Genomic DNA, 14,331 nt, shown 5'->3' on the forward strand with positions numbered 1-14,331 from the left:
GGCACCGCTCACACATCGCCCTCGCAACTCCAACCCTCGCCAGTGCCGCGCTGAAGCACCCGATCTGTGACCAGTACATCGCCGGCCGGCACCTGCGCTTGCTGCGCAAGATCGGCATAGATCGGGGTGAAGTCCGGCGCGGTAGCGTCCATCAACTGCGCGAAGCTGTCGATGACGAAATAGGTCTTTTGAAAGCTGTCGATGCGGTAGCGCGTGCGCATGATGCGTTGCAGGTCGAAGCCGATCCGGTTGGGTGCCGACGATTCCAGCGAATGCAGCGATTCGCCCTTCGACGACACGATGCCGGCCCCAAAGATACGCAACCCCTGCGGTGTGGCGATCAGGCCGAATTCCACCGTGTACCAATACAACCGTGTGAGGTTCTGCAGCGCGTCCGCGCCGATGCCGTGCGCCTTGACTCCGCCACGGCCGTAGGCCTGCATGAAGTCGGCAAACAGCGGGTTCATCAGCAGCGGCACGTGCCCGAACAGGTCATGGAACAAATCCGGTTCGGCGATGTAATCGATCTGCTCGGGGCGGCGGATCCACCACGTCACCGGGAAGCGCTTATTAGCAAGATGTTCGAAAAAGTCGAGCTCCGGCAGCAGGCCTTGCACGCCGACCAGGGTCCAGCCGGTAGCCGCCTGCAGCACGGCGTTGAGCGCATCGAACCGCGGGATGTGGGTATCGCCCATGCCCATCGCATCCTGCGCCTGCAGGAATTCGTCGCAGGCGCGCCCGACCAGCAGCGCGCGCTGGCGGCGATACAGGGTGCCCCAGGTGGCGTGGTCGTCGGCACTGTAGCCGTCCCACGGCTGCTCGACCACGGCGGTGGTGTAGACCGGCACATAGCCCTTGTCGGTGAGCTGATTCTCGACGCGTTGCGGTGCGATGTTCATGCGGCGGCAATTCCCGATGATCAGCGCTCACCTTAGCCCGATGGTCGCGCAACGGGATTGCGAATCTTGCGCGATCAACCCTTCAAAGCGCAAGATTCGTGCGTCATCTTCTGCTGCTGCGCAATATATGGATCAGCCCATCGCCCTGGACCGCACCGATCTGCGCCTGCTCGCCCTGCTGCAGACGCAGGGGCGCAGCAGCAATACGGAGTTGGCGGTGCAGGTCAATCTGTCGGCATCGGCCTGCCTGCGCCGTACCCAACGGTTGGAGGCGGCCGGCATCATCGCCGGCTACGGCGCGCGCCTGGATGCCAGGGCGTTGGGACTGGGATTGCAGGCGTTTGTGCGCGTGCAGTTGGAGCAGCACGGCCAGGCCGATATTGAGCATTTCGCCGATGGCGTGCGCGGCTGGGACGAGGTGGTGGCCTGCTGGGCGCTCACCGGCGACATGGATTACCTGCTGCAGGTCCAGGTGCGCGACCTGGAGCATTTCTCACGGTTTCTGCTCGACCGCCTGCTCAATGCCACCGGCGTGTCCGACGTCAATTCCAGTTTCGTATTGCGTACGGTGAAGGCACCGGAGGGCCTGCCGTTGTCGCATCTGGCTTGAGCCGGTTGCGGACCTTGCAGGACCACTCCGTAGAGCAACGGGGTATCGGCAGACTGAGGGTGTGTTGTTCAACCCGGGGCGTTCCACCCCCCACCGTTAAGCCACGCGTCGCACTGTGCGCTTGATCAACAAATGATAACGATTTACATTTGCGCAACATCAGGCCGCGTCCGGCCATGTCTTCTTCCGTCGATCCGCCAGCCCGATAGGGCCAGCCAGCCCGTCGCCCGAGTTGGACGCTGACGCGTGCCTGCAGCTTTCTCACGCGGACCTTTGCTGCCCGCACCGATCGACGAGACCTCCAATGCCCGCGATTTCCGCCCCTCTGGCCACGCTGTCCGCCGCCTTGCTGTGCGCGCTGGCGATGACGACGTCCACTGCCCACGCTGCCGATGCCACCAGCGCCAAGACGCTGGACCGGGTCAGCGTCAACGGCACGGTGAGCCGCGCGCAGCCGGCCACCACCACGCGGCTGCCGCTGACCTTGCAGGAAACGCCGCAGTCGGTGAGCGTGATCGGGCTGCAGCGGCTGGAAGACGAATCGCTTTTCAGCATCGACGATGTGATGCGCAATGTCACCGGCGTCAACGTGTCGTTCTACGACACCCAGCGGCCGCTGTATTTCGCGCGCGGCTTCCAGATCACCGACTTCCAGGTCGATGGCTTGCCCACCTACAGCGGTTCCACCAACCAGGAATACGACACGGTCTTTTACGACCGCATCGAAGTGATCCGCGGCGCCAATGGCCTGCTCACCGGCGCGGGCATTCCCTCGGCCACGGTCAATCTGCTGCGCAAGCGGCCCGGCAAGGAGTTCGATGCCTCGTTCGCGGTGAGCGCGGGCACCTGGGATTTCCGCCGCATGCAGGCCGACGTCAACGCACCGCTGACCGAAGACGGGCGCTGGCGCAGCCGCGTGGTGGCGGCCTGGCAGGACCGCGATTACTACTACGACCGTTACCACGACAACAAGATGTCGGGCATGGCGGTGCTGGAAGGCGATCTGACCGGCAGCACCACGCTCACCGTCGGTTACCAGCGCCAGGACAACAGCCCGGTCGGTTCGACCTGGGGCACGGTGCCGTTCTTCGCTGCCGATGGCTCGCTGGCCAACCTGTCGCGCTCCACCAACCTGGCGCCGGAGTGGACCCGCTGGCAGCGCGAAACCAGCACCGCGTTCGCCAACCTGGAACAACGCTTCGGCGAGGACTGGCTGTTGCGCGTCAACACCGCGCACACCAAGGGCAATGTGCAGAGCCTGCGCGTGTACGGCACCGGCTATCCGGCCGCCGATGGCAGCGGCATGTTTCTACGCACCGCTGCCGGCGAGACCGAAGACACCCGCGACAGCGTGGATGTGTATCTGTCCGGTGGTTTCTCGCTGTTCGGCCGGCAGCACGACGTGGTGGTCGGCGGCAGCTGGCAGGATCTGCAATCGACCTCGTATGACGTGGCGCAGACCTATCCCGACGACTGGGCGACCTGCCCCAACGACTTTGGCCCACCCGAGCGCTGCTATTTCATTCCCAACATCCGCAACTGGGATGGCAATGCGTCCGAAGTGACCTATGCGCGCACCGGCCGGCGCAGCGAAGCGCGCACCACCCAGCGCGGCGTGTATGCCTCCACACGGTTTCGTCTGGCCGATCCGCTGTCGTTGATCGCCGGCGCACGCCTGAGTTCCTGGGAAACCCGCACCCAGGCCTTCGACACCAGCGGCACCTACACCGGCACCAGTGGCCGCTATGAAGTAAGCGACGAAGTCACCCCGTACGTGGGCCTGGTCTACGACATCATGCCGGACGTGTCGGTGTACGCCAGCTACACCGAAATCTTCAATCCGCAGAACTACCGCGACAAGGACAACAACCTGCTCGCGCCGGTGGAAGGCTCCAACCTGGAAGCCGGCATCAAGGCGCAATTGCTCGACGGCCATGCGATGGCCACCGCCGCCGTATTCGAGGCCAAGCAGGACAACTTCGCCGTGCGCGACATGACCCAGCCGGAATCCTCGCTGCCGGACGGCAATTCGGCCTACATCGGCATCAACGGCACCAAGAGCCGTGGTTGGGAAATGGATATCAACGGCGAGATCCTGCCCGGCTGGACCGTCAATGCCGGCTTTACCCACGTCAAGGTGACGCGCCCGCCCACCGATGCGATCTACGCCAACCTGCCCGAGGATTATCTGCAGCTGTCCACGCAGTTGCGCCTGCCCGGCGCCTGGGAGCGCCTGAGCATCGGCGGCGGCGTCAGCTGGCAGAGCGCGGTACGCGGTTTCAATATCGAGCGCCCCACCGGCGACGGCAGCGGTGCCACCACACCGGTCACCGTGGTGCAGAACGCATACGCCTTGGTGCACTTCAACGCCAACTACCGCATCAGCGAGCAATGGACCGCCACGCTGGCGGTGCGCAACGCCTTCGACAAGACCTATTGGGCCAATCTGGATTACCAGAATTACGGCGAGCCGCGGTTTGTCAGCGTGTCGTTGCGTTGGCGGTATTGAGGTAGCGGCGAAGTGCGTTCCGATAACAGCGCCAGGACGGCAGCACTGTTATCGACACGGCATCGCGGCCAAGGCCGCTCCTACGGGGGGACGGCTTGGCTGCCCAAGCTGTCGATATTGGTCATTGCCCCCGAAAACCAGCCCGCTGTCGTAGGAGCGGCCCCGGCCGCGAAGCCGTCCTGATACGCCTTCAGCGCGCCCGCGCAACCACCGCGCTGTGGTAGGAGCGACCCTGGCTGCGCCCCCCTCCGGCACGCCTTCAGCGCATTCTCCAAACCACTGCGCAGCTGTAGGAGCTGCCTCGGCCGCGACCCCGTTCCGGGACATGCTCAGTGCGTCAACACAAGGCATCTAACAACGCAGACGCCCAACGCATCAGCTTTGAAACGCGCGCATCGAAAAACGCGCGGTTGCGCGCACATCAGACGCGACAGCGCGCCTCACTGCAGCCACATCACGGCGCCACGCAGGCCTCTTCCTTGCCGCGCAATTTCTCCCAACGCGAGCGCTCTTCCAGACAACGCCGATACGCTTCCGCTTTCGCTGCGGCAGCCTGATCGGCAGCCGTCCGGGTAGCGCTGCTGCGCTGCGCCTGCAACTGCGCGATCTTGGCGCGGATCTGCGGCATCGCCGCCATCGCGGCGCGCTCGCCTTCCAGGATGGCCGCGCCACGCTGGTTGAAATCGGCCGAGCCGATGTCGCTGACCTTGGGGCGGATCACCACATCGGCACGCTTGAGTTCGGCCTCGCCCAGGCGCTGGCCCATGATCGAGATCGACTGGTTGACGGTGCCCAGCAGATCGCCAGGATTTTTGCCGCTGGCCTTGCTGGAGATGTCCACCGCCACCACGAATTCGGCGCCGAGCTGGCGCGCGGCATCCACCGGCACCGGGCTGACCACGCCGCCGTCCACATAGTGGTATTGCCCGATGGTCACCGGCTCGAACACGCCGGGAATGCTGCTGGACGCGCGCACTGCCTGGCCGGCATTGCCGCGCACGAACACGGTGCGTTCGCCGTCTTCCAGCCGCGTGGCGACCGCCGCGAACGGCTTGCGCAACTTGTCGATCGGCTTGCCGCCGAGCTGCTCGTTGACGTAGTCCTGCAGCTTCTGGCCCTGCACCAGGCCGCCGGAGAAGATCCGCACATCGCGGATGCTGGTCTGGTCGAGCGCAACGGCTTTTTCCTGCATCTGGAACGCATCCATGCCGCTGGCATACAACGCGCCGACCACGCTGCCGGCGCTGGTGCCCGACACCACCACCGGCGCAAAGCCGTTGGCCTCGAGCATCTTGATCACGCCGATATGCGCAAAGCCCTTGGCCGCACCGCCACCGAGCGCCACGCCGATCTTCACCGGCTTGGCAGTGCTGGCAGAGGGCGCCTGCACGACAGGTGCCGGCATGGCAGGACGCGGTTCACCGCCGCAGGCCGAAAGCAGGCCGAGCAACGACATCAGGGCGAGAAAGCGTGGGCGGCGGAGCGCGGTCATGGCGACGGGATGTTGGATGGATGGCGAGGGAGAATACACGCGTCGCGCGATCAACCGCTGTTCCTTCTCCCGACGGGAGAAGGTGCTCCGCAGGAGCGGATGAGGGTACGTGCGAAGCCTCGTGCCATCTCGTTCCAAGTGCGGCTTCGCCCCGTACCCTCACCCCAACCCCTCTCCCGACGGGAGAGGGGCTTGACTGTTCCTTCTCCCCACGGGAGAAGGTGCCCCGCAGGGGCGGATGAGGGTACGTGCGAAGCTCGTGTCATCTCGTTCCAAGTGTGGCTTCGCCCCGTACCCTCTCCCCAACCCCTCTCCCGCAAGGAGAGGGGCTTGATCTCATGAAGATTCGAGCACGTCTCCCCGATACATGTCCCTAGCCAAGCCCACACGTGCCCGCAACTCAGCCTTCCCCAACCGTCGCCCAATAACGCTCGCCGTCGCGCTGCACCCGCACCGGGCCGTCGAACACCGCCGACAGGCTGGCGTCGGCGAGCAGCGCATCGCGCGTGCCATCGGCCACCACGCTGCCGGCGCGTAGCAGGATCACCCGCGCGATCTCCGGCACGATTTCTTCGATGTGGTGGGTCACCAGCACTAGTGTGATGCCTTGCTGGGCGAGGTGACGCATGGTGTCGAGCAGGTGTTGCCGCGCGACCAGATCCAGACCGGTGGACGGCTCGTCCAGCAGCAGCGCTTGCGGCCGGTTGACCAGCGCACGGGCGATCAGCACGCGGCGGGTTTCGCCGGCCGACAACTCGGCAAATTGCCGATCCAGCAGCGGCAGTGCGCGCGCCAATGCAAGCGCCTCACGTGCCCGCGCACGCATGTCGTCGCTGACGTCGCGATGCGGCGGCACCACGTAGCTGGCGAAGAAGCCGGACAGCACCGCGCTTTCCACATCCAGCCCCGGCATGTCGGCCAGGTTGACGCTCAGATCGCCGGTGACGATGCCCAGCTGCGAGCGCAAACGATCCACTTGCCAGCGCGTCTGGCCCAGCACTTTCATCGCCGGCTGGCCGTCGGCACGCACCAGCGGATACAGCTCGCGCGTGATCAGTTTGATGAAGGAGGATTTGCCGCAGCCATTGGGCCCCAAGATGGCGGTGTGCTGCCCGAGCGCGATGCGCAGGCTCAAGGCATGCAGCACGCGCACCTGCCCGCGCATCACGCTGGCCTGGTCGAGTTCGATTAACGGGACGGCATGTTCAACGGCAGAATCGGCAGCAACAGTCATACGGATGACATCAACCAGGTGAGGAAAGGAGACGTGTGAACCGCTTTAGGAATGCAGGGCGCACCCTACGCATCCGAAGGGTGAAGTTTGCCGCCATCGCCCCCATCATGTCTGCATCGACCAAAGAGATGGCGCCGCTGTGGAACTGCCGATGTTGTCCGATCCGATCATCGACTTCCTGACCTCCGGCGTGGCCGGGTTGGGCGTGTGGGGCATGCTGGCGGTGCTGCTGGTGTTCACCCAGCTCACCATCTTTGCGGTGACCTTGTACCTGCATCGCAGCCAGGCGCACCGGGGTGTGGATTTTCATCCGCTCGTTGCGCACGTCTTCCGTTTCTGGACCTGGCTGACCACCTCGATGATCACCCGTGAATGGGTGGCGATCCATCGCAAGCATCACGCCAAGGTGGAGACCGAAGAAGACCCGCACAGCCCGCAGACCAAGGGCATCCGCCAGGTGTTCTGGCGCGGCGTGGAGCTGTACCGCGAAGCGCGCGCGCAGCGTGCCGATATCGAGCAGTACGGCAAGGGCGCACCCACCGACTGGATCGAGCGTCACCTGTACACCCCGCATGCCAATGCCGGCCCGATCGCGTTGCTGGTCATCAACGCGGTGTTGTTCGGTCTGCCGGGCATTGCGTTGTGGGCGATCCAGATGGCGTGGATCCCGTTCTGGGCCGCCGGTGTGGTCAACGGCCTTGGCCATTGGTGGGGCTATCGCAATTTCGAATCCGCCGACACTTCCACCAACCTCACGCCGTGGGCGCTGTGGATCGGTGGCGAAGAACTGCACAACAATCATCATGCGTTCCCGAGCTCGGCGCGGTTTTCGATGCGGCGCTGGGAGCTGGATATCGGCTGGGTCGCCATTCGCGGTTTGCAGGCCTTGGGCCTGGCCAAGGTGCTGCGCGTGGCGCCGTCGCTGGATATCCGCCCCAACATCGCCGTGCCCGATGCCGACACACTCAAGGCATTGCTGTCGCATCGCTTTCAGGCCAAGACCGACTACCATCGCAACGTGCTCAAGCCGGCATTGCGCGAAGAAGCTGCCGCCACCGGCGCCAAGTTGCGGCAGTTGCTGCCGCGGCGCCTGCGCAAGGGCCTGGTCGACGACGGGCGCTGGCTCAAGCCCGAAGCGCGCGAACAGTTGCAGCGCTGGGTGGCCGAGCGCCCGCGCATGCGCACGCTGGTCGAGTACCGCGCGCGTTTGACCGCCGTGCTGGAAGCGCGCAGCCATGATGCATCCGAACGGCTCAAGCACTTGCAGCAGTGGTGTCATGAGGCCGAAGCCAGCGGCAATGCCGCCTTGCAGGCGTATGCGGCGCGGCTGAAGGGTTATGCGCTGAGTGGCTCTTAAGCGCGGTGGTATGCGTGCTGATGCGCGCGCGCGTGGATCGCATGGTTCGATCGTGCGCAGCATGCTGATGGCGTGTGGTGTGTGCATTCCGGCGGTTGTGGCGCAGGCCCAGGTGCAGGACAGCCAGCAATATCTGCAGCGCATGGATACCGACGGCGACGGACGTGTCAGCCGTGACGAATATCTGGCCTGGATGAGCTACGCCTTCGATCAGCGCGACCTGGATCACGACGGCGTGCTGCAGGGCGATGAACTGCCGGGTCGTCGCGGCAAGCCGATCACCCGCGCGGCCCATCGCGCCACGCTGATCGAGCGCTTCGCGCGGCAGGATGCCAACGGCGATGGCTCTCTGAGCGCGCGCGATTTGCTGGCGCCGCCGCGGTGATGTGCGCCGGCACGCTTGCCTTCGCGCTCGCCTGACGCCAGGCCCGGCAAGCTCGCGCACATGTTCACTCTCGACCAGGTCAGCCGCCGCTACGGCCAGGCCATTGCCCTCGATGCAGTCACGCTGACATTCGCCAGCGGGATCACCACCGCCTTGATCGGCCCCAGTGGCGCGGGCAAGTCCACCGTGCTGCGCATGCTGGTGGGGCTGGAATGGCCCGACAGCGGCATGGTGGCCTTCGACGGCACGCCGCTGCAACGCGCCAGCCTGCAGGCGCAGCGGCAACGCATCGGTTATGTGATCCAGGAAGGCGGGTTGTTTCCGCATCTGGATGCGCGCAGCAATGTGGTGTTGCTGGCGCAGACGCTGGGCTGGACGCGGCAACGCATCGATGAGCGCCTGGAGATCTTGTGCGCGCTGTGCCAGTTGCCGCCTGAATTATTGAAGCGCTACCCGGCCGAGCTGTCCGGCGGACAGCGCCAGCGCGTGGGCTTGATCCGCGCCTTGATGCTGGATCCACCTGCCTTGCTGCTGGACGAACCGCTCGGCGCACTCGACCCCATCGTGCGCTACGACCTGCAAGCGCAGATGCGTGAACTGTTCGCCCAGCTCGGCAAGACCGTGGTGCTGGTGACGCATGACGTGGCCGAAGCGGCGTATCTGGCCGACACCCTGGTGCTGATGCGCGCCGGCCGCGTGGTGCAGCAGGGCAGTGCACGCAGCTTGCTCGAACATCCGGCCGATCCGTTCGTGCAACGCTTTCTCACTGCGCAACGCAGCATCGGCGAGGCCGCATGATTGCGCGCGTGTTACTCGCACTGTGTCTGCTGGTCTGCAGTGCCGGCGCGCAGGCCGCGCAGGTGACGATCGGCTCGAAGAACTTCACCGAGGCAGTGATCCTGGGCGAGATTGCCACTGCGGCCGGCCAGCGCGATGGTGTGGACGTGCAGCACCGCGCGCAGCTCGGTGGCACGCGCATCCTGTGGCGCGCGCTGGAGACCGGGCAGATCGATGCCTATGCCGAATACACCGGCACGTTGGCGCAGGAGCTGCTGCAGTTGCCCAAGGCCAGCCAGGCCGAACTGCGCGCCGCACTGGACGCACGCGGACTGGCGATGACCGACTCGCTCGGCTTCCAGAACACCTATGCCTTCGGCATGCGTGCCGAACGCGCGCAGGCGCTCGGTATCGCGACGATGTCGGATCTGGCCCGGCATCCTTCGCTCACCATCGGTCTGAGCAACGAATTCATGCAACGCGCCGATGGCTGGCCTGGCATACGCGCCGCGTATGCATTGCCGCAGACCGCGACCGGGCTGGATCACGATCTGGCCTATCGCGCGCTGCAGAGCGGGGCGATCGAAGTCACCGATCTGTACAGCACCGATGCGGAAATTCCGTATTACCAGTTGCAGGTGCTGCGCGACGACCGCCGGTATTTCCCCGAGTACCAGGCCGTGTTTCTGTATCGCAAGGACCTGGCGCAACGCGCACCGGCGATGCTGAAGACATTGCAGGGGCTGCAAGGCCGCATCGACGAGGCGACCATGCAGCGGCTCAACGCGCAGGTGAAGCTGGAGCGTCAGTCCGAGGCGGCGGTGGCCGCGCAATGGCTGGGTGTCACGCCTGCATCCGAAGCCGATTCGCTTATTAAGCGCCTGCTGCGGCACACGCGCGAACATCTGGCCCTGGTCGGCATCTCGTTGGGCTTTGCGTTGGTGATTGCGTTGCCGCTGGGTGTGCTGGCGGCGCGGCGGCCACGGCTCGGTCAGGTGGTGCTGTCGTTGACCGGCGTGTTGCAGACGCTGCCATCGCTGGCGGTGTTCGTCTTCATGATTCCGCTGTTCGGCATCGGCGCCAAACCGGCGATTGCCGCGTTGTTTCTCTACAGCCTGCTGCCGATCGTGCGCAACACCCACGCCGGGCTGACCTCGATCCCGCGCGAGCTGCGCCAGACCGCTCAGGCGATCGGGTTGCCGGCGTGGACGCGCTTATGGCGCGTGGAGTTGCCGTTGGCGCGTCGCACGATCGTGGCCGGCATCCAGACCGCAGCGGTGATCAATGTCGGCACCGCCACGCTGGGCGCATTGATCGGTGCTGGCGGTTACGGCCAGCCGATCCTCACCGGTATTCGCCTGGACGACATCGGCTTGATTCTGGAAGGCGCGATTCCCGCGGCGGTGCTTGCACTGCTGGTGCAGGCGGCGTTCGAAGGCCTGGAGCGCTGGGTCACGCCGCGTGGGTTGCGGCTCAGCCAGCGCGGTTGAGCGCGTAGGAGCGCTGGCGTACCGCCTCATCCATCTGGCAGCGCTGCAATCAAGCGTGAAAGCGCATCCTCGGTGACGCTCATGTGCGGTGCGATACGCAAACGCCCGTGCCGCCGGGTGCAGATCGCCCCAAATTTGCTGAACGTTGCCGCCACTGCATCCAGCTGATCTGCTGGCGGCTGCAAGGCCGTGAGATGCGGTGCATGCCCAGGCGTGGACCAGCCGCCCAGACCACGTGCGTGCAAGGCCGCATCCCACTGCGCAGTGAGCGCATCAAGCGCCTGCCCAATGCGTGCCGGTTGCCATGCGGTGACTTGCTGCACTGCCACCGTCGCCATCGCGATCCGCAAGGGATCGGCAACGCCGCCGGCATCGAACCGTCGTGCACCGCTGCGATAGTCCGGCGCCTCTGCAACCGGAAATTCCCAACTACTGCCGGCATCGCGGCCGATCCAGTGTTCTTCGATCGGCACGCCGTGCGCACGCCAATGCGGTGCCACCCACAGCCAAGCCAGTCCCATCGGCCCGAGCAGCCATTTGTGGCCGACGCTGACCACAAAATCCGGTTGCCAGCGCGGCAGATCGGTCGGCAGCACGCCCAGGCTCTGGCTCAGATCCAGCACCAGCGCCGCCCCGCGTGCATGCACCGCTGCGCTGATCCGGTCCAGGTCCAGTTGCCGACCATCCAGCCAGTACGCATGCGGCAGCGTCACGATGCGTAACGCAGGGGTGTCGGCAATCGCCTGCAATACCGCATCGGTGAGTGCGTCGCCGCTGGTCGTCGGCACCGCCACGATATGCGCACCGACTTCCACACAGCGCCGTTGCCAGATCAGCAAGTTGGACGGGAATTGTCCCTCCAGCAGCAACACCGCTTCGCCGCGTTGCAGCGGCAGGTTGCGTGCGGCAGTGGCCAGCCCATGCGCGGCCGAGGGCAGCATCGCCACGCCATCGGTGTCGTGGTCGAACAAGCCAGCGGCAAGCGCGCGCAAACATTCGATGTCGTGCAGCCACGCATCGAACGGCAGCTGCCAGGGTGTGGCCATCGCGTCGAGGGCCTGATGTGCCACCGTTTGCACGGCGCGCAACAGCGGTCCGCGCGAGGCGGCATCCAGATACGTGATGTCGATAGGTAACGCGAATGCCTGCTGCCGATGTGCCCAGTCGATGGGGGCGGGGAGCAGGCTGGACAGGGAAGACGTGGACATGATCACAGCTTACCGCTGGCTGCCACGCTGCCGACACGGCGCGTTCACGGCCGCTCCTCAAGCATATGCCCATGTCTGCACTCTCCCCCGTGCTGGTCGACCACCAGCAACAGCAGCTGACCCTGCTGGAACGCTTCGCGCAGACCCGCGCGTTGAGCGATCGCCTCGCCGCACCGCTGAGCGCCGAAGACGCGATGGTGCAGAGCATGCCCGACGCCAGCCCCAGCAAATGGCATCTGGCGCATACCACCTGGTTCTTCGAACGCTTCGTGTTGCAGACAGATCCTGCGTATCGCGTGTTCGATCCGGCCTGGGATTTCTTGTTCAACAGCTACTACCAAAGCGTCGGCCCGATGCATGCGCGCGCGCGTCGCGGTGTGTTGTCGCGGCCCTCGTTGCAACAGGTGCGCGACTACCGCGCTGCGGTCGATGCACAGATGCAGCAGCGCTTGCGCGACGGGCAATTAGACGCCCAGGCCTGCACCATCGTGCAACTCGGGATCCAGCATGAGCAGCAGCATCAGGAGTTGCTGCTCACCGACATCAAGCATGCGCTGTGGAGCAATCCGTTGCAGCCGGCCTATCGCGATGCGCCCACACCGCCCGCCGCCATTGCCAGCACGCTGCGCTGGCATGCGCGCGACGAGCAGATCGTGGAGATCGGTGCAGCCGCGTGGCCGCAATCCGAAGCGTTTGCCTACGACAACGAATCGCCGCGTCACCGTGTTCTGGTCGGCGCGCATGCGCTGGCGCATCGCGTGGTCAGCAATGCCGAATTTCAGGAATTCATCGACGCCGGTGGTTACCGCAGCGTCGGCGCCTGGCTCAGCGATGGCTGGGCGATGGTGCAGGCGCAGGGCTGGCAGCGTCCGTTGTACTGGGATGCAGATGGACGCGAGTTCACGCTTGATGGCTGGCGTGTGCGCGATGCGCATGCACCGGTGTGTCATCTGAGTCTCTTCGAAGCCGATGCCTTCGCACGTTGGGCCGGCGCGCGTCTGCCCACCGAAACCGAGTGGGAGCAAGCCGCGACCGGTGTGCCGGTGCAAGGCAACTTTGTCGATACCGACGCGCTGCATCCACGCGGCGCCGAAGCGGTGGATACCGGCCTGCAGCAGTTGTTCGGCGATGTCTGGGAATGGACCGGCAGCGCGTATTTGCCGTATCCAGGCTTTACGCCGTGGCCCGGATCGCTGGGCGAATACAACGGCAAATTCATGAATGCGCAATGGGTGCTGCGCGGTGGCAGTTGTGCCACACCTGCCAGCCATATCCGCGCCAGTTACCGCAACTTTTTCCCATCCGATGCGCGTTGGCAGTTTGCCGGCGTGCGCCTTGCCAAGGATCTGCCTTGAACGCCGCCGCTCACGCCACCCAACGCGCCCACGCCGCGCTGACCGATCTGCAACCGCAACCGGACGACATCACCGCCGATGCGCTGGCGGGTCTGGCCCAGACGCCCAAGACGCTGCCGTCCAAGTACTTTTACGACGCGCGCGGTTCGCAGTTGTTCGAAGCCATCACCCAGCAGCCGGAGTACTACCTCACCGGCACCGAATTGCGTCTGCTGGAAGCCAGCATGCCGGCGATCGCGCAGGCGATCGGCCCGGAGGTGCATGTGGTCGAATACGGCAGCGGCAGTGGCCGCAAGACCGAGTTGCTGCTGCAGGGCCTGCGCGATGTGGTGGCCTATACCCCGCTGGAAATCTCGCGCAGCGCCTTGCTCGACAGCACCGCGCGGCTGGCCCAGCAATTTCCGCAGATCCAGATGCTGCCGGTGTGCACCGACTTCACCAAACCGCTGCGGTTGCCCGATGCGCAGCGTCCGGCGCGTCGGCATCTGGTGTTCTTCCCCGGTTCCACGCTGGGCAATTTCACCGACGCCGCCGCCATCGAGTTGATGGATGCGATGCGCCAGACCATGGGCAGCGATGGTTGCGCATTGATCGGGATCGATCTCGACAAGGATGCCGGGCTGATCGAGGCTGCCTATAACGATGCCGCTGGCGTCACTGCCGAATTCACCTTGAATCTGCTGGCGCGGCTCAACCGCGAGATTGGCAGCGATTTCGATCTGGAGGGCTTCCGTCACCATGCGGTGTATGCACGCGAACGCGGTCGCATCGAGACGTTTCTGATCAGTCAACGCGCCCAGCAGGTGCACGTGGGCGGCAAGGACTTCAACTTTGCCGAAGGCGAGGCGATGCAGGTCGAATACAGCTATAAATACACCGACGCCCGTTTCGCCGAGCTTGCCGCCGCCGCCGGGTTAAAAGTCACGCACGGCTGGAACGATGCGAAGGACTGGTTTGGGCTGCGCTTGTTGCGTCCGTTGTAACCGGCTGCTTTCTCGAATGTTATCGGTGCTTG

The 14,331-nt window shown here is 65.1% G+C and carries 12 protein-coding genes; 8 read left to right on the forward strand and 4 right to left on the reverse strand.

The window, feature by feature from the left end; translation table 11 throughout:
- Nucleotides 1–8 precede the first annotated feature (8 nt).
- The gene (gene phhA, locus XcyCFBP4188_RS07350; protein ID WP_104591863.1) at nucleotides 9–899 is read right to left on the reverse strand and encodes a phenylalanine 4-monooxygenase; all 891 of its coding nucleotides are present in this window, start codon (nucleotides 897–899) and stop codon (nucleotides 9–11) included.
- A gap of 127 nt (nucleotides 900–1,026) precedes the next feature.
- Between phhA and XcyCFBP4188_RS07355 the strand changes: the two genes are divergently transcribed.
- Both XcyCFBP4188_RS07355 and XcyCFBP4188_RS07360 read left to right on the forward strand, forming a co-directional pair.
- Nucleotides 1,027–1,509, forward strand: a complete 483-nt coding sequence (locus XcyCFBP4188_RS07355) for an Lrp/AsnC family transcriptional regulator (RefSeq protein ID WP_006452140.1) — start codon at nucleotides 1,027–1,029, stop codon at nucleotides 1,507–1,509.
- 304 nt (nucleotides 1,510–1,813) lie between these two features.
- Nucleotides 1,814–4,018, forward strand: coding sequence for a TonB-dependent siderophore receptor (locus tag XcyCFBP4188_RS07360; RefSeq protein WP_104591864.1), 2,205 nt, complete (start codon nucleotides 1,814–1,816; stop codon nucleotides 4,016–4,018).
- 454 nt (nucleotides 4,019–4,472) lie between these two features.
- On the opposite strand, the gene XcyCFBP4188_RS07365 is transcribed toward XcyCFBP4188_RS07360, so the two are convergent.
- Nucleotides 4,473–5,510, reverse strand: coding sequence for a patatin-like phospholipase family protein (locus tag XcyCFBP4188_RS07365; RefSeq protein WP_006449047.1), 1,038 nt, complete (start codon nucleotides 5,508–5,510; stop codon nucleotides 4,473–4,475).
- Nucleotides 5,511–5,910: 400 nt separating this feature from the next.
- Nucleotides 5,911–6,744: an ABC transporter ATP-binding protein gene (locus tag XcyCFBP4188_RS07370; protein WP_006453187.1), complete on the reverse strand. Its 834-nt coding sequence runs from the start codon at nucleotides 6,742–6,744 to the stop codon at nucleotides 5,911–5,913.
- A 151-nt stretch (nucleotides 6,745–6,895) separates the two neighbouring features.
- On the opposite strand from XcyCFBP4188_RS07370, the gene XcyCFBP4188_RS07375 reads away from it, so the two are divergent.
- The 4 genes from XcyCFBP4188_RS07375 (at nucleotide 6,896) to XcyCFBP4188_RS07390 (ending at nucleotide 10,753) form a co-directional block, all read left to right on the forward strand.
- A complete protein-coding gene (locus XcyCFBP4188_RS07375) occupies nucleotides 6,896–8,101 on the forward strand; it encodes a DesA family fatty acid desaturase (protein WP_104591896.1) in 1,206 nt (401 codons plus the stop codon).
- 61 nt (nucleotides 8,102–8,162) lie between these two features.
- Complete coding sequence (locus XcyCFBP4188_RS07380; protein WP_233397275.1) at nucleotides 8,163–8,486, forward strand: EF-hand domain-containing protein; 324 nt, start codon at nucleotides 8,163–8,165, stop codon at nucleotides 8,484–8,486.
- A 60-nt stretch (nucleotides 8,487–8,546) separates the two neighbouring features.
- Entirely contained in the window at nucleotides 8,547–9,284 is a 738-nt protein-coding gene (locus XcyCFBP4188_RS07385; RefSeq protein WP_006453190.1) for an ATP-binding cassette domain-containing protein, read from the forward strand.
- Nucleotides 9,281–10,753: an ABC transporter permease/substrate-binding protein gene (locus XcyCFBP4188_RS07390; RefSeq protein ID WP_046932428.1), complete on the forward strand. Its 1,473-nt coding sequence runs from the start codon at nucleotides 9,281–9,283 to the stop codon at nucleotides 10,751–10,753. Before XcyCFBP4188_RS07385 ends, XcyCFBP4188_RS07390 begins: the two co-directional genes overlap by 4 nt.
- A gap of 26 nt (nucleotides 10,754–10,779) precedes the next feature.
- Here XcyCFBP4188_RS07390 and XcyCFBP4188_RS07395 read toward each other — a convergent pair whose 3' ends face one another.
- Nucleotides 10,780–11,961, reverse strand: coding sequence for an aminotransferase class V-fold PLP-dependent enzyme (locus XcyCFBP4188_RS07395; protein WP_006453192.1), 1,182 nt, complete (start codon nucleotides 11,959–11,961; stop codon nucleotides 10,780–10,782).
- Nucleotides 11,962–12,026: 65 nt separating this feature from the next.
- Here XcyCFBP4188_RS07395 and egtB point away from each other — a divergent pair, with 65 nt between their 5' ends.
- Both egtB and egtD read left to right on the forward strand, forming a co-directional pair.
- On the forward strand, nucleotides 12,027–13,316 hold the full coding sequence (gene egtB / locus XcyCFBP4188_RS07400; protein WP_167393512.1) for an ergothioneine biosynthesis protein EgtB: 1,290 nt from the start codon (nucleotides 12,027–12,029) through the stop codon (nucleotides 13,314–13,316).
- The gene (gene egtD / locus XcyCFBP4188_RS07405; protein WP_104591867.1) at nucleotides 13,313–14,299 is read left to right on the forward strand and encodes an L-histidine N(alpha)-methyltransferase; all 987 of its coding nucleotides are present in this window, start codon (nucleotides 13,313–13,315) and stop codon (nucleotides 14,297–14,299) included. The genes egtB and egtD overlap by 4 nt, the downstream gene beginning before the upstream one ends.
- The last annotated feature ends 32 nt before the right edge of the window (nucleotides 14,300–14,331 follow it).

Origin of the sequence: Xanthomonas hortorum pv. cynarae, from assembly GCF_002939985.1 — a bacterium.
Taxonomy (GTDB): domain Bacteria; phylum Pseudomonadota; class Gammaproteobacteria; order Xanthomonadales; family Xanthomonadaceae; genus Xanthomonas; species Xanthomonas hortorum_D.